Raw genomic sequence first — 24,020 nt, 5'->3', positions numbered from 1 at the left:
CGGGTCAGGCGCGTTTTGCCCGTGCCGGAACGTGGCTGAGGCCGGCGGCGGCGTCTCTCAGGCAGGCGAGGTAGCGGTCGCGATTGGCAAGGCCGTCGGCGCGCGGGGCGACGAGGCAGAGCGTCGCGGCGGCATGGCCTTCCTCGTCCATGACGGGCACGGCGAAGCAGTGGGTGAAACTGTCGACGATGCTGTTGAAGGTGAAGAAGCCTTCGGCCGCCGATTGCCGAACCTCCGCCAGGAACGCCTGCGGATCGAGCCATTCGCCACCCGGCAGGCGAAAATCCTCCGGGGGGATGAAGGCGAGGATCTCCGCATCCGTCATATGGGCGACCAGAAGCCGGCCCGAGGCGGTCCACGGGATCGGCACCGACTGGCCGATGTCCGTGGAGATGCGGAAGGGTCGTGCGCCCTCGCGCATGCGCACGACCGTGTATTTGTTGCCGTCCAGCATGCAGAACTGCGCGGTTTCGCGCGTCTCGTCGGCGAGCCGGTCGAGTGTTGCCTCGCATTCGCGGGTGAAGTCGAAATGGTTCTCGTAGGCCGCGCCGAGGAAATAGAGCTTGCGGCCGAGATAGACGCGGCCCTCGCCGCCGGTGAATTCCAGGATGCCGTTGCGCAAGAGGAGGTTCACCAGCTCGTAGACCGATGAGCGCGGCGCGCCGATCTGCGCGGCGATCTCGTTCGGCTTCAGCGGCTGGCGCTTCTGGCGCAGGAAATCGAGGATCTCGAAGGCCCGGTCGAGCCCCCGGGCGCGCTTGCCGCCTGCATCGTCCGCAATTGCATCCATTCGCGTGGGTCCCCGCTGTTCGTCGCGCCAGCTTGTCACGCCGGCCGCGACATCTGTCAATCCGCTCGTTTTCCGTCCCCGGCAGGGAAATTTTCATGCCCCTCTTGCGAGGCAGGAAAATGGGCATAAGATCGCGCCGTCCGGTATAAAGATCATATGTACATTATATTGGACATATACGGATGGCAAGCCCGTTCCTGCTGCCGCACAAAAGGGGATCGACATGAACATTTCCAAGCACCGCCCGTCCGCCTCGCTGCGCAGCCGCCTTCTCGCGGGTGCCGCTGCCGCCGCGGCTCTCCTCGTCTTTGGCGCCGGCACGGCGTCGGCCGCCGCCAACTGCATCAAGGGCGATCGCAAGGCGCCCTACACGATCGGCTGGGCCAACATCTATTCGGTGCCGACCTGGATGAAGCAGACCGAAGGCACGATTGCCGCCGAGGTCGAGACGCTGAAGAAGGACGGCCTCGTCAAGGACCTGATGATCACGGACGCGCAGGGCAACGCCCAGACGCAGATCCAGCACATCCAGTCGATGATCGACGCCAATGTCGACGCCATCGTCGTCATCGCCGGCTCGTCCAACGCGCTCGACCGCGTCATCTCGGATGCCTGCGACAAGGGCATCGCCGTCGTGAACTTCGACAGCCTCGTCAACACCGACAAGGTGACGGCGAAGATCAACACCGATTCCAACGAATGGGGCGCGGGCGCCGCCAAGTGGCTTGCCGACCAGCTCGGCGGCAAGGGCAGGATCATCGTCATGAACGGCCCGGCCGGCATCTCGGTCAGCGACGACCGCCGCAAGGGCGCCCAGCCGGTGCTCGACGCCAATCCGGGCCTCGAGATCATCACCGAGACGAACACCGAATATAACGTCGCCCCGGCGCAGGAAGCGATGACGAGCCTGCTCTTCGCCAATCCGGAGATCGACGGCGTGCTCTCGCTCGGCGGCGCGCTTTCGGCCGGTTCCGTCATGGCCTTCGACCGCCAGGGCCGCGAGCAGGTCCCGATCACCGGCGAGAATGCCCGCCAGTTCCTGGAACTGTGGAAGGAAAAGGGCCTGAAGGGCTGGGCGACGATGCAGCCGAACTGGCTCGGCGCGCTTTCCGTCTACACGGCCGTGCAGGCGCTGGAAGGCAAGGACGTTCCCGCCTTCATCAAGGTGCCGCTGCCGGTCATCGACGACAGCTCGATCGACAGCTACCTCGCCCGCGCCGACCAGTTCCCGGCCGACGGCTACATCTATTCGGATTACGACCAGGCGCTGTTCGACAAGCTGATCGCGCAGTAAAGCCGAAGAGGACGCCGTCATGACGGAATCAAGGCCCCTGCTGGAAGCCCGGCAGGTGTTCAAGGGATTTTTCGGCAATCCGGTTCTCAAGGGCGTCGATATCGCCCTTCTGCCGGGCAGGGTTCATGCCCTGCTCGGCGAGAACGGCGCGGGAAAATCCACGCTGATCAATCTGCTGTCCGGCGCTCTCCAGCCGGACAGCGGCACGATTTCCGTCGACGGCAAGCCGGTCGGGCGCTTCAGCCCGGCCGCCGCCCGCGCGGCCGGCATCGCCGTGGTGCAGCAGGAGCTGAGCCTGACGGCCGACCTGTCGATCGCCGAGAATATCGGCCTCGGCGCCTTCCCGCGCCGCTTCGGCCTCATCGATTATGCCGCGCTCCACCGCGGCGTGCGGGAGGTCTGCGACATGGTGGGTCTCACCGAGCCGCTCGACATGCCGGTCGCCGACCTCGCGCTCGGCCGCCGCCAGATGGTGGAGATCGCCAAGGCGCTCTTCCGCAAGCCCCGCGTGCTCATCCTCGACGAGCCGACCTCCTCGCTCTCCGCCCATGAGGCCGGCATCCTCGCCCGCCTCATCGAGACGCTGCGCGACCGCGGCACGGCGCTGCTCTATATCTCCCATCGCCTCAACGAGGTGCAGGCGCTCTGCTCCCACGTCACCGTGCTGAAGGATGGCGGCGTCACGGCCGACCAGTCGCTCGCCGGCATCGACGGGGAGGGGCTGGTGCGCCTCATGGTCGGCCGCGAGACGGGCGATCTCTTCCCGCCGCGCCGTGATCCCGCTCCCGGCGCGCTGCGCATCGGCGTCGAGGGCTTTTCCGCCGGCCTCGTGCGCGACATCGGCTTTTCCGCCCATGCGGGCGAGATCGTCGGCATCGGCGGCCTTGTCGGGCAGGGGCAGGAAGACCTGCTGCTCGGCCTCTATGGCGCGATCCCCGCAAGGGCCGACATGGCCGAGGTCTCGGGCAGGAACGGCCTGCCCATCCATGTCGAGGCGGCCAATGCGGCCGGCATCGTCTATGTGCCGGCCGACCGCAAGCACGAGGGGCTGGTGCTGCCGCATTCCATCGCCTCCAATCTCATCCTGCCCTCCCTCGGCCGGCTTGCGCGCGGGGGCCTGCGCGACAGGGCCGCGGAAACCGGGCTGATCGCCGATCTCGCCCGCCGGCTCACCATCAAGGGCGACGTCGCCCGTCCGGTGCAGGCGCTTTCGGGCGGCAACCAGCAGAAGGTGGCGCTCGCCAAGTGGCTGCCGCTCGACCCGTCCGTGCTGCTGCTCAACGATCCGACGCGCGGCGTCGACATCGAGACCAAGCGCGAGATCTACCTCATGCTGCGCGCCTTCGCCGCCGAGGGCCGGCTCGTCATCCTCGCAAGCTCCGATACGCCCGAGCTCGTGCATTTGTGCGACCGCGTCGTAGTGCTGCGCGAGGGCCGCGTCGCGGCGACGCTGTCGGGCGACGCCATCAGTGAAGAGGCCATCGTCGGCGCGGCCATGGGCATCGACAGAAAGGGAGCGGCCGCATGAGCGCTGTTTCATCCTCCGGCTGGCTCTACGGCGCCGTCCAGCGCCGCCGCAACCGCGGCCTCGGCGGTCTCTACCTCGTCGTCGCCGCCTTTCTCATTCTTTATGCCGTGCTCTTTCCGGGCATCCTTTCCGTCGGCGGCTTCTCCAAGTTCACGCAGAACTGGTTCCCGCTGGCGCTCGTCACCATGGCGCAGGCGCTCCTGATGCTGAACGGCGGCATCACGCTCGCCATCGGCCCGCTCGTCAGCCTCGGCGCGGTGATCGCCGCGACCACCATGGAGGGCGTCCTCGGCGTGCCGGGCGGCTTCCTCGCCGTCGCCTTCACCGGCCTTGCCATCGGCGCCGTCACCGGGGCCATCGTCGCGCATCTGCGCCTGCCGGCGATCATCGTGACGCTGGCCGGCTCCTTCATCATCACCGGCGTCGCGCTGATCCTCCTGCCGCGCCCGGGCGGCTTCATCCCGGACTGGCTCTCGACGACGCTCGCCGGCCACACGCCGGTCGCCTTCCTGCTGCTCGTCGCCGTCCTCGTGCTCTGGAAGGCGTTTCTGGCAACGCCGCTCGGCCTCGGCATCTATGCGGCGGGCGACAATCCCGTCGGCGCCTTCCGCTCCGGCGTTCCGGTCGAGCGGGTGAAGATCGTCTCCTTCGCGCTTTCCGGCCTGCTGGCGGCGCTGGCCGGCCTCTTCGTCGCGGCGCAGACCGGCTCGGGCGACCCGGTCATCGGCACGCCCTTCACGCTGAACTCGATTGCCGCGGCCGTGCTCGGCGGCGTCGGTTTCCTCGGCGGCAAGGGCACGATGCGCGGGGCGATCTGCGGCAGCCTGCTGCTCTCGGTCATGATCAACGTGATGTTCTTCCTCGGCTTCCCGCCCGTCGCGCAATATGTCGCGCAGGGCCTGATCATCGTCGGCGCCGTCGCGGTGCCGGAACTTCTCGGCGTCTGGAGGGCAAGGCGATGAATGCAGTGCGATCCCTGTTCCGCAACCCGCCGCTCCTGACCTTCGTGCTGGTGGCGCTCGTCTGGCTCGTCGCCGGCCTCACGCTGCGCGGCTTCGGCGCCTACGGGCACCTGCGCTACCTTCTGGAGCTTGCGGCCGTCATCGGCATCGCGGCGGCCGGCCAGACGCTCGTCATCCTGATGGGCGGCATCGACCTTTCGGTTGGCGCGGTCATCACCGTCACGGCGATCCTCCTGCCGTTGATCTCGCCCGCCTCAGACCCGACGGGCCTCGTCGGCATCGTCCTGGCGCTGGCGATTGCCGCCGGCATCGGCTTCCTCAACGGCGCGGGGGCGGCCTATCTCCGCGTGCCGCCGATCATCATGACGCTCGCCATGGCGACCTTCCTGCAAGGCCTGCTCGTCATCGTCGCCGGCGGCAGCGCGGTCACGGTCAGCAATCCGGCCGTCATCCTCCTCGGGCAGGCCCGGCCGCTCGGCGTTCCCGCCGGCGTGATCCTCTGGGTCGTCGTCTCGGCCGGCGTGCTGCTGCTCATCCACCGCATGCCCATCGGCGCGCGCTTCCTCGCCCTCGGGGCCAATCCGCTGGCGACGCGGCTTTCCGGCGTCAGCGTCACGCGCAACACGCTGATCCTTTATGCTCTCTCGGGCTTCTTCGCGGGCCTTGCCGGCATCCTGGTGCTCGGCATGAACCGGCAGGGCTATGTCGGCATCGGCGATCCCTATCTCCTGACGTCGATCGCGGCCGTCGTGCTCGGCGGCACTTCCATCCTCGGCGGGCGCGGCACCTATGCCGGCACCATTCCCGGCGCGATCCTGCTCGTCACCACGACGGCGCTGATCACGGTGGTCAATGCCTCGCCCGGCTGGCGCTCGATCATGTTCGGCACGCTGATCCTCGCGCTGCTGCTCATTTCCGGCCGCGAGGCGCGGCGATGAACATGCGCTACGGCGGGCCGGTCATCGACCCGCACCACCATCTCTGGGACCTGTCGCTCGGGCGTCATCCCTGGCTGGAAAGGGCGCGGGCGACCGGCGGCGAGATGGTCTATGGCAGCCTCGCGCCGATCCTGAAGGACTATGGCATCGCCGAATATCGCGCCGATGCCGCGCGGCAGGACATCGTCGCCACGGTGCATGTCGAGGCCGGCTGGTCGGACGCGCATCCGCTGGAGGAAAGCCGCTGGCTGGACGGGCTCGACCGCTCCTGCGGCACTGCGCGGCGCTATGTCGCCCGCGTTCCCCTCGACAGTCCCGATGTCCTTCGCCTGCTCGAAACGGAGGCGGCCAATCCGAACGTCGTCGGCATCCGCGATATCGTGAGCTGGCACCCGGAGCCGGCGAAAAGTTTTGCGCCTCGTCCGCATCGCATGGCCGACCCCGCCTGGCGCCGCGGCCTTGCCCATCTTGCCCGCCTCGGCCTTGTCTTCGACCTGATGCTCTATCCCTGGCAGATGGACGAGGCGGTCGATCTCGTGCGCGCCTTTCCCGACACGCTCTTCGTGCTCAACCATGCCGGCAGCCCGGCGGACCGGAGCGAGGCGGGCATGGCGTTCTGGAGGAGTGGCCTGCGGGCGCTCGGCCGCGAGCCGAACGTGCGGCTGAAGATCTCCGACCTCGTCGCCTATGACAACGACTGGACGCTCGAAAGCCTGCGGCCGGTCATCGAGCACGGGCTCGACTGCTTCGGGCCGGCGCGCGCGATGTTCGCCAGCGATTTCCCCGTGGCCGGCTTGCATGCCTCCTTCGACGAGGTCTACGCGGTCTTCCGCACCGTCGCCGCGCCTCTTTCGCTCGACGAGCAGCGCGCCCTTTTCTTCACGACCGCCAACGAGACCTACCGCCTCGGGATTAGAGAACACCATGTCTGACCTTCATGCCGCCACCGACAATCCGCTGGTCGACGACCGCATCCGCGGCTTTCCGCCGGGCCATGCGCCGCTTGCGCTCGATGCCCTTGGCAGGCAGGGCTGGAAGCCCTTCGACGGCAATATGGCGCTGCCGCTGATCTCGCTCGACCGGCAGGCCTTCGCCGCCAATGTCGACCTGATGATGGCCTATGTGAAAGGCCAGGGCGTCGAGATCGCCCCGCATGCCAAGACGCCGATGTCGACGGCGATTTCCGGCGCGCTGCTCGCCGCGGGCGCGTGGGGCACGACCGTCGCCGATATCCGCCAGGCCGCCGTGCTGCTCAAGGCCGGCCAGCGCCGGCTGCTGCTTGCCAACGAGATCGGCGGCCTTGCCGCCGCCCGCCGCCTCGCCGCGCTGCTCGCCGGCTATCCGACGGCCGAGGTGCATATTTTTGTCGATTCGCTCCCGCTGGCCGAGGCGCTGCGCACGGCCTGGCAGGAACGCGGCGACCTGCCGCCGCTCGGCCTCCTCGTCGAGTTCGGCGCCGGCCGTGCCGGTGCGCGCAGCGCCGAGGCCGTCGGGGCGATCCTCGACGCGATCCTTGCGGCGGAAACGCCAAACTTCCGGCTGACCGGCATCGCCGCCTATGAGGGCGCCGCCGCGACCGCCGATGCCAACGAGACGCTCAGCCGGATCGACGGCCTGATGCGGCTCACGGCGGATTTCCTGCCGAAGGTGCGCGCCGGTATCGGCAACGAACGGCCGCTCTTGGTGACGGCGGGCGGTTCGGTCTTCTTCGACCGGGTCGTCGCCGGGCTTTCCGCCGCCGTCAGGGCCGATCCCGATTGCCTGATGGTGCTGCGCTGCGGGGCGATCTTCTTCCACGACCACGGCATCTACGAGCGCGGCCTTGCCGGCCTCGATGCGCGCGGCGGCTTCCGTATCGGCGAGGAGACCGCGTCGGCCTCCGCCGGCTTCCAGCCGGCGCTCAGGGTCTGGGCGGAGGTGCTGTCGCGCCCCGAGCCGGGCCTTGCGATCTGCGGCATGGGCCTTCGCGACGTCGCCATCGACCAGGGCCTGCCGCGGCCGCTGGCGCTTTACCGGAACGGCGTGCGGCTTGGCGATTTCACCGGCGCCGAGGTGCTGCGCCTCAACGACCAGCACGCCTTCGTCGCCCTGCCGGGGGCAGGCGACGTTGCCGTCGGCGACGTTGTCGAGTTCGGCATCTCGCATCCCTGCACCTGCCTCGACCGGCACGCCATCCTCTACGGCCTCGACCCGGACCATACGGTGACGGCCGCCTATCTCACCAGCTTCGGCTGATCCTCCCCAAGCAAGCATAAAGAAAAGGAAAACACGCGATGATCCAGCGTTACCAGAAGGGTTCGCGCATGAGCCAGGCCGTCAGCTATGGCGGTCTCGTCTACATTGCCGGCCAGGTCGCCGAAGACCGCAAGGCCGGCATCGAAGCCCAGACGCAGGACGTGCTCGGCAAGATCGACGCCCTTCTGAAGGAAGCCGGCACGGATCGCTCGAAGCTCCTGGCCGTCAACGTCTTCCTGCCGGCGATCGTGGATTTCGATGCGATGAACGGCGTCTATGATGCGTGGATCGATCCGGTCAACCCGCCGGCCCGCGCCTGCGTCGAGGCCCGCCTTGCCGATCCCGACCTTCGCGTCGAGATGACCGCCGTCGCCGCCCTCTGAGGGCGGCCCCTGCCCGGACTGGAGACCCCCATGCACAGCGGACTTGTCAACCCGATCGATTTCGCGCTGGACGGCCGGCAGGCCGGGCATCTCGCCATTCCCTATTCGGTCGACCGCTCGCCCTATTACCAGATCCGCATCCCGATCCTGCGCCTGAAGAACGGCGCGGGACCGGGCCTTCTGCTGATGGCGGGCAATCACGGCGACGAATATGAGGGCGAGCTTCAGCTCGGGCGGCTGATGCGGCTTCTCGATGCCGCGAAGATCCGCGGCGCCGTCACCATCCTGCCGATGGCGAACCTGCCGGCGGTGATGGCGGCGAAGCGCTGCTCGCCCTTCGACGGCGGCAATCTCAACCGCGCCTTTCCGGGCGATCCCGCCGGCATGCCGACGGCGCGGCTGGCGCATTTCCTCGAGCACACGCTGTTCCCGCAACACGACGCGGTGCTCGACCTGCATTCCGGCGGCACCTCCATGGCGCATCTGGCCTGCACGCTCATCGAGCGGCAGGCCGATGCCGCGCGCTTCGAGCGCTCGCTCGACCTGATGCGGGCGATGGGCGCGGCCCATGCCTTCATCGCCGACAACGGACCGGCGGCGCCGACCTCGATGGGTGCGGCCGGCCGGGCCGGCACGATCGGCCTTTCCGGCGAATTCGGCGGCGGCGGAACGGTAACGCCGGACAGCATGGCCTTCACGGCGGCCGCCATCGACCGGCTGCTCCTGGCGCTCGGCATCGTCGAGAAGCCCGTCCTGTCGCGGCAGGCCCTGCCCGCGCCGCCCGCGCTTCAGCTTCTCTCGCTGTCGCGGCACAGCCAGGGCATCTATGCCAGCCGGCGCGGCTGGTTCGAGCCGGCCGTCGCGCTCGGCGCGCATGTCGCCGCCGGCGACCTTGCCGGCTGGTATCACGACCTGGAGCGGCTGGACGACGGCGAGGAGACGCTGCGCTTTGCCGAGGGCGGCATCGTCATCTCCCACCGGCTGCACACGGACAGTGAGGCCGGCGACTGCCTGATCCAGGTGGCCGAGCCGATCAGCGGCTGATCGCCGCCACCGCCTCGCCCACCCAGTCGAGGCGCCTGGCCGGAATGAGCCCGTAATTATAGAAATTGACGCCGTCGACGCCCGCTTCGACGGCGTTTTTCACGCGCGCCGTCAGGATGTCCGGGCCATCGACCTCGGGATAGAAGACGCGAAGGCCGAGCCCGAGGAACTTGTCCGGCCCGAGCAGCGCCCGGCCGGTGCGGATGACCTCGCCGACGGCCTCGGGCGTCATGTCGTAGCAGCAGAGGATCGCCCCGTCGCAGAGCCTGCCGACGGCGGCAAGATCGACGCCGCCGAGCCAGCCGTCCTTGAGGTCGATCAGCACGATGCGCGTCGCCGGGTCGGCGGCGGCCCTGATCTCGCCGATCAGGCTCGTCACCGGCTCGCTGCGCCAGGCAAGGAAGGCGTGAAGCTCGGGATGGGCGCGGAAGGCGTCGATGCCGGCCTCAGGGAAATCGGGGAACTGCCGCTCCGGCACGGCGCGTTCGCAAAGCTCGGCGATGAAGTGGGCGACAGTCTTGCGCGCGCCCTCCACCGGCACGCCGGCCTTTTCGGCCCGCGCGGTGCAATGGTCGCAGAAGCAGAGCGAGAGCAGGAAGTCGTCCTCGGCATTGAGGCCGACGCCGTCCTTCTCGTGGTGGTATTCATGGGCAAAGCCCATGAAGTTCGGGCTCTCCAGCTCCAGCATGTCGGGCTTGTGGTTCGTCGTGATGTCGCGGACGAGGGTCACGACATAGTCGCGCGCGGCGGGACTGGAGGGGCAGAGATTGTAGTAGTTGGCATTGCCGAAGGCGTTGCGGGTGACATGCCCGGGATGCAGCATGCCGAGGCGGCTGTTGTGCAGGCAGACCGTCCAGCAGGAGACCTTGAGGCCGGTCTGCGCCCGTGCCTTTGTCAGCGCTTCCAGCATGTCGCCGCGCTCGGCGACGTTCTGCGCCATGAGGGGGCGGATCGTCTTGTCCTGCCAGAGGCTTTCGTCCGGCCGGAAATAGACCGTGCCGTCCTCCGGGAAATAGGCCTTCTGCCGCGGGCTGCGCGGCTGCAGGAAGCGGCCGGCATGGTAGGAGGTGGCCATGCTGACCATGTTCAGCCCGGCGCGGCCGGCAAGGTCGGCGGCGAGCGCCTCCAGTCCCTGGTCCTGGATGTCCCAGGGATAGGTCCACATGGAAAGATGCATGGCGTGCTCCCGTCGAATCTGTCCATTTTATAGAACATGTGTCCATAATAGTGTCCAGATGGATTCTTGTCGGTGTCCCGGCCGTCTCGCATTTCTGAAAGAAAACGCCGGCTGCCTCCCTCAGGCGGGATCACCACAGGCCGGACGGCAGGGGCGAACGGGCGTCCGCAGCGGGCCGCTTGGCATTTTCGACGCATTGGATGTCGCGAACCGGAGGGATTCCTTGCAAGGGTCGGCGTAGCTTCTCGCCATTGCAGGGGCTTGCGCAGCCGCAGGCGGCCTGAAATATGCGTCGAGCCGCGAATGCGGCCGCATCAAAAGGGGATCGCCGTTGCCTGCCCGCAGCACCGGCCGAACGCGAGATTGAAACCGATGAAAAGCCACGTCCTGACCGTATCCTGCCAATCGACCCGCGGCATCGTCGCTGCGATCACCGGCTACCTCGCCGAGAAGGGGTGTTACATCTCCGATTCCTCGCAGTTCGACGACCTGGAAACGGGCCTGTTCTTCATGCGCCTGACCTTCCTGTCCCAGGAGGGCGTGTCGGAGGACGAGATCAAGTCGGGCTTCGCCCCGGTCGCCAAGAAATTCGCCATGACCTGGCGCTTCAACGACAGCGACGAGCGCATGAAGGTGCTGCTGATGGTCTCGCGCTTCGGCCATTGCCTCAACGACCTGCTCTACCGCTGGAAGATCGGCGCCCTGCCGATCGACATCGTCGGCGTCGTCTCCAACCACTTCGACTACCAGAAGGTCATCGTCAACCACGACATCCCCTTCCACCACATCAAGGTGACGAAGGACAACAAGCCGCAGGCCGAGGCGCGGCTGATGGAGGTGGTCGAGCAGTCCGGCGCGGAACTCATCGTGCTGGCCCGCTACATGCAGGTGCTGTCGGATGCCGTCTGCAAGAAGATGTCGGGGCGGATCATCAACATCCACCACTCGTTCCTGCCGTCCTTCAAGGGGGCGAACCCCTACAAGCAGGCCTTCGAGCGCGGCGTGAAGCTGATCGGCGCGACGGCGCACTACGTCACCGAGGACCTCGACGAGGGCCCGATCATCGAGCAGGACGTCGCGCGCATCACGCATGCGCAATCGGCCGAGGACTATGTCTCGATCGGCCGGGACGTCGAGAGTCAGGTGCTCGCCCGCGCGGTGCACGCCCACATCCATCACCGCGTCTTCATGAACGGCAACAAGACCATCGTCTTCCCGCCGAGCCCGGGAAGCTACGCTTCCGAGCGCATGGGCTGACAGGGCGCAAATGACAAAGGCCGGCGGAAACGCCGGCCTTTCTGTTCATGCGGAGCGGGGAGCGCTTAGAGCATTTCCGCTTTTCTTCGAATCGCGAAAATGCTCTATCCTTTTGTTTCTATGCAATTCCGGACGCAAAACCGCTGCGCACTTTTGCTGGAATTGCTCTAGAGGCGCGCGCCGGCGAAGTGGGCGATCTGGGCGCCGAGTTCGTAATAGCCTTCGCGCATCGAGCGGAAGGACTGGGCCTCGGGATCGGTGACCGGCAGGGGCAGGTCCATTTCGGCGATCTCGCCGGAGACGAGCTGGGCGAGGGTGCGGCCGAAGACGGTGCCGGGCGCGATGCCGCGGCCGTTATAGCCGGAAAAGCCGATGACGTTCTCGCCGAGGCGGTGGAAGCGCGGCAGGTTGTCCGCGGTCATGCCGATCTTGCCGTACCATTCGGCCTCGAAGGCGACGTCGCCGATGGCGGGGAACAGTTTCTTCAGGGCGCGGCGCGCCCACTCCTTGTGGATGACCGCGCCGGTGCCGCGCAGCGCCCCGACGCTGCCGAAGACCAGCCGGCCGCGCTTGTCGAAACGGAAGGAGGAAAGCACTTCCTTCGTGTCCCAGGCGCCCTGCCGTTCCGGCAGGATCTTCGCCTGCATCTCCGCCGACAGCGGCACGGTGGCGAAGTTGAAATAGGGAAGGTGCACGAGTTCGGCGCGCACCTCGCTCCACGGGGCGACCGTATAGGCATTGGTGGCGACCACCACCCAGTCCGCCGTCACGGAGCCGCGCGGGGTGTTGACCGTCCAGCGCTTTCCGGTCCGCTCGGCGCCCGTCACGGGGCTGCCGGTGAAGACATGAGCGCCGGCGGCGATGGCGGCGCGGGCAAGGCCGCGCGCATAGGCGAGCGGCTGGATCGTGCCGGCGCGCATGTCGAGCAGCGAGCCCGCATAGGCCTCGGTGCCGACCTTCGCGGCCGTTTCGGCAGCGTCGAGCAGGCGCACCGGCGCGCCGCGGCGCGCCCATTGCTCGGCGCGCTGCTTGAGTTCGTCGAAGCCGGACTGGCCGACGGCGCAATGCAGCGTGCCGGCCGGGTTGATCTCGCAGTCGATGGCGTGTTTCCCGACGAGGTCGAAGACGAGGCGCGGCGCATTGCCGAGAAGCTCCAGCAGGCGGCTGCCATAGAGGTCGCCGAGCACGCCGGGCAGTTCGTCGGGCATGACCCACATGCCGGCATTGACGAGACCGACATTGCGGCCCGAGCCGCCATAGCCGATTTCCGCGCCTTCCAGCAGGATCACCCGCGTGCCGCGCTCGGCAAGGTGCAGCGCGGTGGAAAAGCCGGTATAGCCGCCACCGACGATCACCACATCCGCCTCCGCCTTGCCGGAGAAAGCGGTGGTTTCGGGGGCCGGCGGAGCGGTCATCTCCCAGAGGCCATGGGAGCGCGGGTCGTTGAGCATGGTGGTCTGTCTTTTCGGAAGGAGGATGATCGTCGCACCATCGACGATGCGGTGTCATCACTAAAGCAAAAAATCAGAACCGGGTCATGCCTTGCCCGCATGAAGCGGATGAATTTGTTCCGGGCTGCGCGACGCCGGGCCGGCAGGTATCCTTGCCGGGCAGGTCAGGGCACCTGCCCGGCGATCCAGGCGCGAAAGGCCTGGCTCAGCGGGTTTTCCAGCTTTCCCTCCGGCACGACGAGATAATAGCTGTTCTCCGTCTCCATCGGCCGGTCGAAGACGACGGCGAGGCGGCCGTTCGCAAGCTCCTGCTCGATGAGGTATTTGGGCAGCAGCGCGAAGCCGAGGCCCGCGACGGCCGATTCGATCACCATGGAGAACTGGTCGAAACGGTGGCCGCGGTAGGCCGTGTCGGCGGATGCGCCGTTCAGCTCGAACCATTGCGCCCAGAGCTTGGGGCGCGTGGCAAGGTGCAGCAGCGGCGCCTGCTCCAGGTCCTTCGGCTCGCAGAGGTTCCAGGACTTCAGAAGCGCGGGGTTCGCGGCGGGAAGAATCTCCTCGCTGCACAGATAGGAGCAGGCCGCGCGCGCCCAGACGGGCTGGCCGTAATGGATCGCGAGGTCGAAATTCTCCTCGTCGAAATCGAACGGCGCCGAGCGGGAGGCGATGTTGATGATGGTGCCGGGATGTTCGGCGAGGAAGCCGGGAATGCGCGGGGTGAGCCATCGGCTGCCGAAGGTCGGCAGCGTGGCGATGGCGAGGCTGTGCTCGGAGGAGGCAGACGCCATGGCGCGCAGCATGGTCTCTTCCGTCTGGTGCAGCAGCTTGCGCACTTCCGGCAGGAAGCGCCGGCCGTCGTCGGACAGCACCACGCGCTGGCGCACGCGCTCGAAGAGCAGCACGCCGAGCTGCTCTTCGAGGTCCTTGATCTGTCGGCTGACGGCGCTCTGGGTGAGGTTCAACTCGTGCGCGGCCTGCGTGAAGCTGCCGTGGCGGGCAGCACATTCGAACGCCTGCAGCGTGGTGACGTCCGGGATCAGCCTGCGACTAAGCTTCATTCTTTCCTCGCATCAACATAGTCAGAACGGTCGCGATCGCGTTGAGAAACGATCCGGTATTATCCGTTTTGAGAATGAACAGGGCCTCCCACCCTTGTAAGATGAGACCGCTTCCCATGAAAGCAAATTCGTACATTTGCGCCGACGAGATCCGCTCGGATTTTTCCTCGGCCATGTCCGCCATGTATCGCGACGAGGTTCCAGCCTATGGCACGCTGATGTCGCTGGTCGCGGATGTGAACGAAGACACGCTCGCCGCCGACCCGCACCTGAAGGCGCGTCTCGACGCGACGGATTCGCTGGAGCGCATTTCCGAGGAGCGCCACGGCGCCATCCGCCTCGGCACGCCGGCAGAGCTTTCCATGATGCGCCGCGTCTTCGCCGTCATGGGCATGTTCCCGGTCGGCTACTACGATCTCTCCACGGCCGGCGTGCCGGTCCATTCCACCGCCTTCCGCCCGGTCGGCGCGGAAAGCCTCAGCCGTAACCCGTTCCGCGTCTTCACCTCGCTGCTGCGCCTCGACCTCGTCGCCGATGCCGCGCTGCGCGAAGAGGCGGCCGCTGTTCTGGCCGCGCGAAAGATCTTCACCGATGAGGCGGTCGCGCTGGTCGAAAAGGCCGAGCGTGACGGCGGTCTCGATGCGGCCGATGCCGCCCGCTTCGTCGCGCAAGTGCTGGAAACCTTCCGCTGGCACGACCACGCCATCGTCAGCGCCGACATGTACAGGCGCCTGCATGACGCACACCGCCTGGTCGCCGACGTCGTCTCCTTCAAGGGGCCGCACATCAACCATCTGACGCCGCGCACGCTCGACATCGACAAGGTGCAGGCGCGCATGCCGGAAGAGGGCATCGCCCCGAAGGCCGTCGTCGAGGGACCGCCGACCCGCAAATGCCCGATCCTCCTGCGCCAGACCTCGTTCAAGGCGCTGGAAGAGGCCGTCTCCTTCATCGGCGAGGACGGACGCTGGCAGGAGGGTTCGCACACCGCCCGCTTCGGCGAGACCGAGCAGCGCGGCGTGGCGCTGACGCCGAAGGGCCGCGCGCTCTACGACCGCCTGCTGAACGAGACGCGCGCCCGCGTGCGCCCGGCCGCCGACGGCTCCAATGCCGGCGAATACGAAGCGGCGCTCGCCGCCGTCTTCAAGGCCTTCCCGGACGACTGGGACGGCATCCGCAAGGCGGGCCTCGGCTATTTCCGCTATTCGCTGACGGAAAAGGGCAAGTCTGTCTCCGGCCGCAACGCCGATCTGGAAACCGCCATCGAAGCCGGCCTCATCCAGTTCGACCCGATCGTCTACGAGGACTTCCTGCCGGTCAGCGCCGCGGGCATCTTCCAGTCGAACCTCGGCGACGATGCGACGCAGGACTTCGTCGCCAGCCCCAACCAGGTGATGTTCGAGCGCGATCTCGGCGGCGCGGTGCTCGATGAATTCGCGCATTATGCCGGCATCCAGCGCGCCTCGCTTGAAATGTGCCTCGGCATCGTCAACATGGCGGCCGCCGCGGAATAATGGACGCCAGCATGATCGAGGCAGGGCATATCGAAGCGCTGAAAAGCCTCGTCGGTGAGAAGGGTCTTCTCACCGGGCCCGCCGACATGGCCGCATACGAGACCGGCGCGCGCTACGACAAGGGCCGCGCCGCCTTCGTCGCCCGCCCGGCGACGACCGCCGAGGTCTCCGCCGTCGTTTGCTACTGCGTGCGGAACGCCATCGCCCTCGTGCCGCAATCCGGCAATACCGGCCTCGTTTCCGGCTCGACGCCTGATGGCAGCGGCCGGCAGGGCATCCTCAGCCTCGACCGGCTGACTGCGCCCTTCGAACTGGACCGCGTCAACCGCACGGTGAAGGCAGGCGCGGGCCTGCGCCTTTCCGATCTCAACGGCAGGCTGGAGGAAACCGGCCTCTTCTTCCCCATCGACCTTGGCGCCGATCCGCGCCTCGGCGGCATGATCGCGACGAATACCGGTGGCTCGCGCTTCCTGCGCTACGGCGATGTTCGCCGCAACACGCTCGGCCTCACCGTCGTTCTCGCCGACGAGGCGGGCACTGTGCTCGACCTCTCGTCCGGCTTGCGCAAGAACAATACCGGCGTCGACTGGAAGCAGCTCTTCATCGGCACCTCCGGCGCCTTCGGCATCGTCACCGAATGCGTCTTGAACCTGGAGCCCGCACCGAAACAGTCGGCGACGGCGCTCCTCGTGCCGGCCTCGGAAGAACAGGTCGCGACCCTGCTGGTCGCCATGGAAGATGCGCTCGGCAGCTATCTTTCGGCCTTCGAGGGCATGTCCGGCAATGCCGTCCGCGCTGCGCTCGATCATGTGCCCTCGCTGCGCAATCCCTTCCAGGGTGGCATCGTGCCGGATTTCGTGATCCTTGCGGAAATCTCCCGCTCCACCCCGCCGCGCGAGGGCGAGCAGCCGCTCGACGCGGTGCTGGAAGAGGTGCTGGCCGCGATCTGGGAACGGGAGGACGCGCCGCTGGCCGACGCCTTCGTCGGCCCGCCGCACGAGATCTGGGCATTGCGCCATGCGCTGTCCGAGGGCGTGAAGCATAGCGGGCGATTGATCGCCTTCGATCTTGCCTTCCGCCGGGGTGACATCATGCCCTTCCTCGCCCATATGAAGGCGGAGATGCCTGATCACTTCGAGGATGTGACGATCTGCGACTTCGGCCATATCGGCGATGGCGGCGTGCACTTCAACCTCGTCGTCGCGAAGGACGATCCGCGGCTTGCCGATCCCGATTTCGAGGCGGACCTGCGCGAATGGGTCTTCACGGTCGCGGTCGAGCAGTTCGAGGGAAGCTTTTCCGCGGAGCATGCCATCGGCCGCAAGAACCAGGCCTTCTACGACAGATACACCCCGGACGAGATCCGCAGGCTTGCGGCCGGGTTGAAAACCATCACTTCGCCGGGCCCGCTCGGCACCATCACCTTCTGAGAGACAACAGGGAGATACCCGATGACGAAAGTCGACGTGAAAACCGAAACCGCAGCCCTTCTCGACAAGCTCGGCGTTGCTCGCGCCGCCTGGCAGGGCGGCGACATGGCCTCCTTCAGCCCCGTCAGCGGCGAGGAGATCGGCAAGCTGAAGACCGTTTCGGCCACTGACACCGACAAGGCCATCGACGCCGCCCATGAAGCCTTCAAGGCCTGGCGCCTCGTTCCGGCGCCCAAGCGCGGCGAGCTGGTCCGCCTGCTCGGCGAGGAGCTGCGCGCCGCCAAGGCCGATCTCGGCCGCCTCGTTTCCATCGAAGCCGGCAAGATCACCTCCGAGGGCCTCGGCGAAGTGCAGGAAATGATCGACATCTGCGATTTCGCCGTCGGTCTTTCCCGCCAGCTCTACGGCCTCACCATCGCCACCGAGCGCCCCGGCCACCGCATGATGGAAACCTGGCATCCGCTCGGCGTCGTCGGCATCATCTCGGCCTTCAACTTCCCGGTCGCCGTCTGGTCGTGGAACGCCGCTCTGGCGCTCGTCGCCGGCAACGCCATCGTCTGGAAGCCCTCGGAAAAGACCCCGCTGACGGCGCTAGCCTCGCAGGCCATCTTCGAGCGCGCGCTCGCCCGCTTCGGCGATGCGCCGGCGAACCTGTCGCAGGTCCTCATCGGCGACCGCGCCATCGGCGAAGCCCTCGTCGACAACCACAAGGTCGCGCTCGTCTCGGCCACCGGCTCCACCCGCATGGGCAAGGAAGTCGGCCCGCGCCTCGCCAAGCGCTTCGCCCGCTCGATCCTCGAGCTCGGCGGCAACAATGCCGGCATCGTCTGCCCGTCCGCCGACCTCGACATGGCGCTGCGCGCCATCGCCTTCGGCGCCATGGGCACCGCCGGCCAGCGCTGCACGACGCTGCGCCGCCTCTTCGTGCATGACAGCGTCTACGACCAGCTCGTTCCGCGCCTGAAGAAGGCCTATACCAGCGTTTCCGTCGGCAACCCGCTGGAGACCTCCGCCCTCGTCGGCCCGCTGGTCGACAAGCAGGCCTTCGACGGCATGCAGAAGGCGCTGGAAGCCGCCAAGGCCGAGGGCGGCATCGTCACCGGCGGCGAGCGCGTCACCGAAGCCGGCAAGGAAACGGCCTACTACGTCAAGCCCGCCATCGTCGAAATGCCGAAGCAGGCCGGCCCGGTCCTCGAAGAGACCTTCGCGCCGATCCTCTATGTCATGAAGTATTCCGACTTCGACAAGGCACTGGAAGACCATAACGCCGTTTCGGCCGGTCTCTCCTCGTCGATCTTCACGCTCAACGTCCAGGAAGCCGAGCGCTTCCTGTCGGCCGACGGTTCGGACTGCGGCATCGCCAATGTCAATATCGGCACCTCGGGCGCCGAGATCGGCGGCGCGTTCGGCGGCGAGAAGGAAACCGGTGGCGGCCGCGAATCCGGCTCCGACGCCTGGAAGGCCTATATGCGCCGCGCCACCAACACGGTGAACTATTCGAAGGCGCTGCCGCTCGCCCAGGGCGTCTCCTTCGATATCGAGTAAGCGGCCATGAACGACCAGACCAAGATCGAGGAGGCGGGCTTCACGCCCGCCTCGCGCATCGCCGCCATCGGTGTTTCGAAAATCCTGCAGATCGGCGCCCGCGCGAGCGCCATGAAGAAGGAAGGCCTGCCGGTCATCATCCTCGGTGCCGGCGAGCCCGACTTCGACACGCCCGACAACGTCAAGGCCGCCGCCAAGGCCGCCATCGACCGGGGCGATACCAAGTACACCGCGCTCGACGGCACGCCGGAGCTGAAGAAGGCGATCTGCGAAAAATTCCGCCGCGAGAACGGCGTCGATTACGCGATCGACGAAGTCACCGTCGCGACGGGCGCCAAGCAGATCCTCTTCAACGCCTTCATGGCGACGGTCGATCCGGGCGACGAGGTGATCATCCCGACGCCTTACTGGACGTCCTATTCCGATATCGTGGAGATCTGCGGCGGCGTGCCGGTTCTGATCCCCTGCGACGCGGAAGCCGGCTTCCGCCTGAAGGCCGAGCAGCTCGAAAAGGCGATCACGCCGAAGACCCGCTGGGTGCTCTTCAACTCGCCGTCCAACCCGTCTGGCGCCGCCTATAGCGAAGCCGACTACGGCCCGCTGCTCGACGTGCTGCTGCGCCATCCGCATGTCTGGCTGATGGTCGACGACATGTACGAGCACATCGTCTATGACGGCTTCAAATTCGTGACCCCGGTCGCCATCGAGCCGCGCCTGAAAAGCCGCGCGCTGACGATCAACGGCGTCTCGAAGGCCTATGCGATGACCGGCTGGCGCATCGGCTATGCCGGCGGCCCCAAGGCGCTGATCAAGGCCATGGCCGTGATCCAGAGCCAGGCGACCTCCTGCCCGTCGTCGGTCAGCCAGGCCGCCTCGGTCGAGGCGCTGAACGGTCCGCAGGACTTTTTGAAGGACCGCCAGGCGAGCTTCAAGCATCGCCGCGACCTCGTCGTCTCCGCGCTGAACGCCATTCCCGGCCTTGCCTGCCGAACGCCGGAGGGCGCGTTCTACACCTTCTCCGGCTGTGCCGGCGTGATCGGCAAGGTGACGCCGAAGGGCAAGTGCATCGAGGCGGACAGCGACTTCACGGACTACCTCCTCGAAGACGCCCACGTCGCCGTCGTCCCGGGCTCGGCCTTCGGCCTCTCGCCCTATTTCCGCATCTCCTACGCCACGTCGGAAGCGGAACTGACGGAAGCGCTGAAGCGGATCGCGGACGCCTGCGCGCGGCTTTCCTGATCTGCGCCATCAGTACGGTAAAAGAAAAGGGGCCTCGCAAGAGGCCCCATTTTTATCGTCCGCGCCTTTTGGCGTTCTCTCTTCCCCGCGGCCAGGCCACAGATGCGACAACGCCCCGGTTCCTGCCGGGGCGCTGAAAGGGGACAGGATCAGGCGGCGCGGGCGCCGTGGTGTTCCTGGGCGTAGTAATGGCCGAAGCGGTTGGCGAGGAAGGCGTCGAGGGCGATTTCTTCCTGGCGGACGAAGCCTTCGGCACGCAGCGAGCCATCGGCCAGCATGTCGAGCACGGCGCAGATCGAGCCGGCCGTCGTGATCTGGATGGCGGAATGCAGCACGCCGGCGACCGGGGCGCTGTAGACCTTGTTGGCGTAGGTTTCCTGGATCAGGCGGCCGCCCTTGCGGCCGGAAACGGTCACGAAGATGATGACGACGTCCTGCGTGGTGGTCGGCAGGGCGTTTTCGAAGATGTCCTTCAGGACTTCGCGACGGTGGCGCAGACCCAGGTCGTTCAGCAGCGCCTTCATGATGGCGGCGTGGCCCGGATAGCGGATCGTCTTGTAGTTCAGGGTGCGGACCTTGCCCTTCAGCGATTCGCAGAGCGTGCCGAGGCCGCCCGAGGTGTTGAAGGCCTCGTAGGTCACGCCGTCGAGCGAGAACTCCTCGCGCTCTTCAAGCGCCGGCACCTCGATCAGCGCGCCTTCGACGATGGCTTCGCAGGGCTCGATATATTCGTTGATGACGCCGTCCGTGCTCCAGGTCAGGTTGTAGTTGAGGGCGTTGGACGGGTACTGCGGCAGCGCGCCGACACGCATGCGCACGCTTTCGAGCGTGTCGAAGCGGCTGGCGAGGTCGTTGGCGACGATGGAGATGAAGCCCGGGGCGAGGCCGCACTGCGGGATGAAGGCCGTCTTGGCGTTGGCGGCGATGCGCTTGACCTGGCGGGTGGATTCGACGTCTTCCGTAAGGTCGAGATAGTGCACGCCGGCAGCGGCAGCGGCCTCGGCGATGGCGACGGTGAGGTGGTAGGGCGCGGCGGAGAGAACGGCGAACTTGCCGGTAAGCAGCGCCTTCATGGCGCCGGCGTCGGCGATGTCGACGACGGCGGTCGAAACGGCGGCGTGGCGCTCGATGGCGGCGAGCTGCTCGTCCGAGCGGTCGGCGACGGTGACGCGGTAGTCCCCGCTATGGGCCAGCATGCGCGCGATGGTCGAGCCGATCTTGCCTGCGCCGATGACGACGATGTCCTTCATGTTGATTTCCCTCCGGCATGAATTGATGCGTCTATTTTGAGGGCAGGACCTGTCGATTTAAAGCGCCGTATCTGGCATAATGCGTTATCGGTATCGGCAGAATGACGGTAAAAATGAGCATTTCGACGCTAGCCCTCAAGGATCGCGAGCTTCTCTCCATCCTCAGCGAGAACGCCCGCGAGCAGACCGCGACCATTGCCCGCAAGCTGGGCCTGTCGCGCACGACCGTGCAGGCGAAGATCGACCGGCTGGAGCGCGACGGGGTGATCGCCGGCTACGGCGTGAAGCTCTCCGACGCCTATGAGAGCGGCATGGTGAAGGCGCATGTGCTGATCACCATCGCGCCGAAGACGCTCGCGCGCATCACGACGGAGCTGCACGCCATCTCCGCCGTGCGCACGCTGCACTCGGTCAGCGGCAGTTTCGACCTCATCGCCGTGGTCGAGGCCGCGTCGATTGCGGAGCTGGACCACCTGATCGACCGCATCGGTGTCATCGACGGCGTGGAGCGCACGCTGTCCTCGATCATCCTGTCGACGCGGATCAGGCGGTAGGCGAGGGGTGTGGAGCGGATGACGGGGGGAGCGCTATCAAGAGGCTGTCATCGCTCAGCCGTCTCAGCCTACGATTTTCTGCATCCCCCTCTCCGTCGTCATCCTCGGGCTTGACCCGAGGATCCACCCACGCGGCAGGTGAGAGTTCGGGGTATGATCCTCGGGTCAAGCCCGAGGATGACGACGGTGGGTGCTGCCGGCGTCACCGTATCCAGGGGATACTCACTTCAAGCGATGAACCGCTCCGGCCGGTACGGCCCGATATTGATCGTCGTCCGCTCGCCGAGCATCTTCTCCGCCAGGACGCGGCCGGTGACGGGGCCGAGGGTCATGCCGTGGTGGGCGTGGCCGAAGGCGAACCAGAGGCCGGCGTGGCGCGGGGCCTTGCCGATGACCGGCATCATGTCCGGCGTGCAGGGGCGGGCGCCCATCCAGGGTTCCTCGTCGCGGCGTTCGGCGAGCGGGAAGAATTCGCGCGCCACCTTTTCGGCGCGGCGGAGCTGCACCGGCGTCTTGCGCGCGTCGCGCTTGGCAAATTCCGCGCCGGTGGTGAGGCGGATGCCGCGCAGCATGGGCGCGAGGAAATAGCCGCGCTCGGCGTCGAGCACCCAGTTGTTGAGCGTCGCGCCTTCCGCCGCGCCGTAGTGCATGTGATAGCCGCGCTTGACGGCGAGGGGGAAATGGTAGCCGAGCTTGCGCGTCACCGTATCGGCCCAGGGGCCGAGCGCCACGACGACGTCCTTCGCCTCCAGCGGGCCTTCGGGCGTCGCGATGCGCCAGCCCTCGCCTTCCAGCACATGCTCGATGGTTGCCGCATCGCCCGATTTCAGCGCACCGCCGAGCGACTGGAAATAGGCGAGATAGCGCTTCAGCAGGCTCTGCGGGTCGCGGATCGACCACGGGTCGGTCCAGCGCAGCCCGCCGGTCAGGTCTGCGCGGATATGCGGCTCGGCGGCGGCGACCTCGGCGGTCGTCAGCTTCTGGTGGTTGACGCCGAAATTGGCCGAGAGCTTTTCCGCCTCCGCATAGGCCGCGTCGCGCGTCTTCTCCGTGCGAAAGACCTTCATCCAGCCGTCCTTGCGGATGAGGTCGTCGGCGCCGGAGGCGGCGATCAGGTCGGCGTGCTCGCTGATCGAATGCTCGATGAGCGGGGCATAGAGATGGGCGATGCTCTGGTGCTGGCGGAAGCCGGAATGCCACCAGTAGCGGGCGAGGAAGGGGATGATGCCGGGGATCGCCGAGGGGTGGTAATGCGCGTCGATCGTGTTGTTCAGCGCGTAGCGGAAGAGCGCGCCGAAATCGTGCGGGAAGCCGTAGGGATAGACGCCCTCGCGCTGGATGAGGCCGGCATTGCCGTAGGAGGTCTCCTCGGCAACGCCCCGGCGGTCGACCAGCACCACCGACTTGCCGCGCCGCGCCAGATGGATCGCCGCCGAAATGCCGACAACGCCCGCGCCGAGAACAATGACATCCGTCTTCATCTTAATGCCCCAAGGGAGAATCTGCCGTGCCCATCAATGCATGGGCGTTTTGCGCAAGGCAACACCCCGCACGCGGCTACTGGCCGGCGAGCCGCAGCAGGTTCTCGATGGCCGCGCGCTCGAAGCCGCCGATGCCCTCAGAGATGTCGGCGCGGATCGCGGCGGCCACGGCGTCCTCGTCGCGCTTGCGCAGGGCCGCGATCGCCTCCTGGTGTCGGTCGACGACATAGAGCTGGGCGACGTGCTCCATGGCGATGCCGAGGAACGGGCCGAGCTGAAGCCAGACGCTCTCGACCATCGGCATGATCACCTGCTCGGGATTGGCGGTGTATAGCGTGCGATGGAATTCCTGGTTCAGCAGCAGCGCGGTCGCGTCGTCCTTGCGCGAGATCGCCTCGTCCTGCGCCTTGTCGATCTCGGCGAGACGGTCGATGCGGCGTTCGGTAATGTGCGGGACGGCGCGGCGGGCGGCGTGCTGCTCGAGGACGGCACGCAGCGAGATGAGCTCGCTGAACCGGTCCGCCGTCATGCGCGGCACCATGATGCGGCGGTTGTCGAGCACGCGCAGCGCGCCCTCGGAGGAAAGCCGCCGCAAGGCCTCGCGCACCGGCGTGGGGCTGCTCTCCATCGCCTCGGCGATGCCGCGGATGGTCAGCGCCTCGCCCGGCCGGATCGAGCCCACCATGATCGCCTGGCGCAGGCGCCGATGCGCATATTCATGCGTCGTCATGCCTTCCGGCCGCTCCAGCGGCTCAAGCGCCAAGTTGCCCAATCCATCCCTCCTGTGACAGGCTGTCGATTGCCATCCTATGCCTTGTGACAGGTTCTAGCAGCTTGACCCATGACAAAAAAGTGTGCATATCTTGAAAATGTGATCACAAAAATAATTA

21 protein-coding genes are annotated in these 24,020 nt (G+C 66.9%); 14 read left to right on the top strand and 7 right to left on the bottom strand.

The features are described 5' to 3' along the window. Positions 1–4 precede the first annotated feature (4 nt). Positions 5–790 (bottom strand): IclR family transcriptional regulator, encoded by a 786-nt coding sequence (locus L0976_RS12410; RefSeq protein ID WP_234187595.1) that lies wholly within the window; start codon positions 788–790, stop codon positions 5–7. 223 nt (positions 791–1,013) lie between these two features. On the opposite strand from L0976_RS12410, the gene L0976_RS12405 reads away from it, so the two are divergent. From L0976_RS12405 to L0976_RS12370, 8 genes are read left to right on the top strand one after another with little or no spacing between them, the layout of a single operon-like run. Beyond that, the gene (locus tag L0976_RS12405) at positions 1,014–2,084 is read left to right on the top strand and encodes an ABC transporter substrate-binding protein (RefSeq protein ID WP_234187594.1); all 1,071 of its coding nucleotides are present in this window, start codon (positions 1,014–1,016) and stop codon (positions 2,082–2,084) included. A gap of 19 nt (positions 2,085–2,103) precedes the next feature. Further along, positions 2,104–3,612 (top strand): sugar ABC transporter ATP-binding protein, encoded by a 1,509-nt coding sequence (locus L0976_RS12400; protein ID WP_234187593.1) that lies wholly within the window; start codon positions 2,104–2,106, stop codon positions 3,610–3,612. Next, entirely contained in the window at positions 3,609–4,574 is a 966-nt protein-coding gene (locus tag L0976_RS12395; RefSeq protein ID WP_234187592.1) for an ABC transporter permease, read from the top strand. The genes L0976_RS12400 and L0976_RS12395 overlap by 4 nt, the downstream gene beginning before the upstream one ends. Beyond that, positions 4,571–5,512: an ABC transporter permease gene (locus L0976_RS12390; protein WP_234187591.1), complete on the top strand. Its 942-nt coding sequence runs from the start codon at positions 4,571–4,573 to the stop codon at positions 5,510–5,512. Before L0976_RS12395 ends, L0976_RS12390 begins: the two co-directional genes overlap by 4 nt. Further along, positions 5,509–6,444 carry an amidohydrolase gene (locus L0976_RS12385; protein WP_234187589.1) on the top strand — a complete coding sequence of 312 codons (936 nt, stop codon included), beginning with the start codon at positions 5,509–5,511 and terminating at the stop codon, positions 6,442–6,444. Before L0976_RS12390 ends, L0976_RS12385 begins: the two co-directional genes overlap by 4 nt. Continuing rightward, positions 6,437–7,747: an alanine racemase gene (locus L0976_RS12380; protein ID WP_234187587.1), complete on the top strand. Its 1,311-nt coding sequence runs from the start codon at positions 6,437–6,439 to the stop codon at positions 7,745–7,747. Before L0976_RS12385 ends, L0976_RS12380 begins: the two co-directional genes overlap by 8 nt. A 38-nt stretch (positions 7,748–7,785) precedes the next feature. After that, positions 7,786–8,130, top strand: a complete 345-nt coding sequence (locus L0976_RS12375; protein ID WP_234187585.1) for a RidA family protein — start codon at positions 7,786–7,788, stop codon at positions 8,128–8,130. Positions 8,131–8,160: 30 nt separating this feature from the next. Next, positions 8,161–9,174: a succinylglutamate desuccinylase/aspartoacylase family protein gene (locus tag L0976_RS12370; protein ID WP_234187583.1), complete on the top strand. Its 1,014-nt coding sequence runs from the start codon at positions 8,161–8,163 to the stop codon at positions 9,172–9,174. Here the strand turns inward: L0976_RS12370 and L0976_RS12365 are convergent. After that, positions 9,164–10,351 (bottom strand): hypothetical protein, encoded by a 1,188-nt coding sequence (locus L0976_RS12365; RefSeq protein ID WP_234187581.1) that lies wholly within the window; start codon positions 10,349–10,351, stop codon positions 9,164–9,166. The two genes, L0976_RS12370 and L0976_RS12365, sit on opposite strands and share 11 nt — an antisense overlap. Before the next feature lie 372 nt (positions 10,352–10,723). Between L0976_RS12365 and purU the strand changes: the two genes are divergently transcribed. Then, complete coding sequence (purU, locus tag L0976_RS12360; protein WP_203316873.1) at positions 10,724–11,608, top strand: formyltetrahydrofolate deformylase; 885 nt, start codon at positions 10,724–10,726, stop codon at positions 11,606–11,608. A 167-nt stretch (positions 11,609–11,775) separates the two neighbouring features. Here purU and L0976_RS12355 read toward each other — a convergent pair whose 3' ends face one another. Together L0976_RS12355 and L0976_RS12350 are read right to left on the bottom strand one after the other, a co-directional pair. Continuing rightward, entirely contained in the window at positions 11,776–13,059 is a 1,284-nt protein-coding gene (locus L0976_RS12355; RefSeq protein WP_234187580.1) for an FAD-binding oxidoreductase, read from the bottom strand. Between the two features lie 164 nt (positions 13,060–13,223). Further along, positions 13,224–14,117 carry a LysR family transcriptional regulator gene (locus L0976_RS12350; protein WP_234187579.1) on the bottom strand — a complete coding sequence of 298 codons (894 nt, stop codon included), beginning with the start codon at positions 14,115–14,117 and terminating at the stop codon, positions 13,224–13,226. Positions 14,118–14,233: 116 nt separating this feature from the next. Between L0976_RS12350 and L0976_RS12345 the strand changes: the two genes are divergently transcribed. Genes L0976_RS12345 through L0976_RS12330 form a run of 4 tightly spaced genes read left to right on the top strand, consistent with a single transcriptional unit; the run spans position 14,234 to position 19,845 of the window. Further along, positions 14,234–15,631 carry a VOC family protein gene (locus tag L0976_RS12345; protein ID WP_234187577.1) on the top strand — a complete coding sequence of 466 codons (1,398 nt, stop codon included), beginning with the start codon at positions 14,234–14,236 and terminating at the stop codon, positions 15,629–15,631. 11 nt (positions 15,632–15,642) lie between these two features. Beyond that, the gene (locus tag L0976_RS12340) at positions 15,643–17,061 is read left to right on the top strand and encodes an FAD-binding oxidoreductase (protein ID WP_234187575.1); all 1,419 of its coding nucleotides are present in this window, start codon (positions 15,643–15,645) and stop codon (positions 17,059–17,061) included. A gap of 21 nt (positions 17,062–17,082) precedes the next feature. Then, positions 17,083–18,606, top strand: coding sequence for an aldehyde dehydrogenase family protein (locus tag L0976_RS12335; RefSeq protein ID WP_234187574.1), 1,524 nt, complete (start codon positions 17,083–17,085; stop codon positions 18,604–18,606). A 6-nt stretch (positions 18,607–18,612) separates the two neighbouring features. Continuing rightward, positions 18,613–19,845: a pyridoxal phosphate-dependent aminotransferase gene (locus L0976_RS12330; protein ID WP_234187573.1), complete on the top strand. Its 1,233-nt coding sequence runs from the start codon at positions 18,613–18,615 to the stop codon at positions 19,843–19,845. 149 nt (positions 19,846–19,994) lie between these two features. On the opposite strand, the gene L0976_RS12325 is transcribed toward L0976_RS12330, so the two are convergent. After that, complete coding sequence (locus L0976_RS12325) at positions 19,995–21,095, bottom strand: saccharopine dehydrogenase family protein (protein WP_234187571.1); 1,101 nt, start codon at positions 21,093–21,095, stop codon at positions 19,995–19,997. A gap of 113 nt (positions 21,096–21,208) precedes the next feature. On the opposite strand from L0976_RS12325, the gene L0976_RS12320 reads away from it, so the two are divergent. Continuing rightward, the gene (locus L0976_RS12320; protein ID WP_234187569.1) at positions 21,209–21,649 is read left to right on the top strand and encodes an Lrp/AsnC family transcriptional regulator; all 441 of its coding nucleotides are present in this window, start codon (positions 21,209–21,211) and stop codon (positions 21,647–21,649) included. A 227-nt stretch (positions 21,650–21,876) separates the two neighbouring features. On the opposite strand, the gene L0976_RS12315 is transcribed toward L0976_RS12320, so the two are convergent. Then, a complete protein-coding gene (locus L0976_RS12315) occupies positions 21,877–23,130 on the bottom strand; it encodes an FAD-binding oxidoreductase (RefSeq protein WP_234187568.1) in 1,254 nt (417 codons plus the stop codon). A gap of 76 nt (positions 23,131–23,206) precedes the next feature. After that, positions 23,207–23,860, bottom strand: coding sequence for a GntR family transcriptional regulator (locus tag L0976_RS12310; RefSeq protein WP_234187740.1), 654 nt, complete (start codon positions 23,858–23,860; stop codon positions 23,207–23,209). Positions 23,861–24,020: the final 160 nt, after the last annotated feature.

The organism is Shinella sp. NM-101 (genome assembly GCF_021401195.1).
Classification (GTDB): Bacteria; Pseudomonadota; Alphaproteobacteria; order Rhizobiales; family Rhizobiaceae; genus Shinella.
This window is presented reverse-complemented; position numbering and strand designations above follow the sequence as displayed.

Coding starts and splice junctions, on each gene's coding strand:
- L0976_RS12350 (WP_234187579.1), bottom strand. CDS start 14,117: ATGAAGCTTAGTCGCAGGCTGATCCCGGACGTCACCACGCTGCAGGCG.
- L0976_RS12410 (WP_234187595.1), bottom strand. CDS start 790: ATGGATGCAATTGCGGACGATGCAGGCGGCAAGCGCGCCCGGGGGCTC.
- L0976_RS12370 (WP_234187583.1), top strand. CDS start 8,161: ATGCACAGCGGACTTGTCAACCCGATCGATTTCGCGCTGGACGGCCGG.
- L0976_RS12365 (WP_234187581.1), bottom strand. CDS start 10,351: ATGCATCTTTCCATGTGGACCTATCCCTGGGACATCCAGGACCAGGGA.
- L0976_RS12340 (WP_234187575.1), top strand. CDS start 15,643: ATGATCGAGGCAGGGCATATCGAAGCGCTGAAAAGCCTCGTCGGTGAG.
- L0976_RS12375 (WP_234187585.1), top strand. CDS start 7,786: ATGATCCAGCGTTACCAGAAGGGTTCGCGCATGAGCCAGGCCGTCAGC.
- L0976_RS12405 (WP_234187594.1), top strand. CDS start 1,014: ATGAACATTTCCAAGCACCGCCCGTCCGCCTCGCTGCGCAGCCGCCTT.
- L0976_RS12345 (WP_234187577.1), top strand. CDS start 14,234: ATGAAAGCAAATTCGTACATTTGCGCCGACGAGATCCGCTCGGATTTT.
- L0976_RS12330 (WP_234187573.1), top strand. CDS start 18,613: ATGAACGACCAGACCAAGATCGAGGAGGCGGGCTTCACGCCCGCCTCG.
- L0976_RS12335 (WP_234187574.1), top strand. CDS start 17,083: ATGACGAAAGTCGACGTGAAAACCGAAACCGCAGCCCTTCTCGACAAG.
- L0976_RS12310 (WP_234187740.1), bottom strand. CDS start 23,860: ATGACGACGCATGAATATGCGCATCGGCGCCTGCGCCAGGCGATCATG.
- L0976_RS12390 (WP_234187591.1), top strand. CDS start 4,571: ATGAATGCAGTGCGATCCCTGTTCCGCAACCCGCCGCTCCTGACCTTC.
- L0976_RS12315 (WP_234187568.1), bottom strand. CDS start 23,130: ATGAAGACGGATGTCATTGTTCTCGGCGCGGGCGTTGTCGGCATTTCG.
- L0976_RS12395 (WP_234187592.1), top strand. CDS start 3,609: ATGAGCGCTGTTTCATCCTCCGGCTGGCTCTACGGCGCCGTCCAGCGC.
- L0976_RS12325 (WP_234187571.1), bottom strand. CDS start 21,095: ATGAAGGACATCGTCGTCATCGGCGCAGGCAAGATCGGCTCGACCATC.
- L0976_RS12385 (WP_234187589.1), top strand. CDS start 5,509: ATGAACATGCGCTACGGCGGGCCGGTCATCGACCCGCACCACCATCTC.
- purU (WP_203316873.1), top strand. CDS start 10,724: ATGAAAAGCCACGTCCTGACCGTATCCTGCCAATCGACCCGCGGCATC.
- L0976_RS12400 (WP_234187593.1), top strand. CDS start 2,104: ATGACGGAATCAAGGCCCCTGCTGGAAGCCCGGCAGGTGTTCAAGGGA.
- L0976_RS12380 (WP_234187587.1), top strand. CDS start 6,437: ATGTCTGACCTTCATGCCGCCACCGACAATCCGCTGGTCGACGACCGC.
- L0976_RS12320 (WP_234187569.1), top strand. CDS start 21,209: ATGAGCATTTCGACGCTAGCCCTCAAGGATCGCGAGCTTCTCTCCATC.
- L0976_RS12355 (WP_234187580.1), bottom strand. CDS start 13,059: ATGCTCAACGACCCGCGCTCCCATGGCCTCTGGGAGATGACCGCTCCG.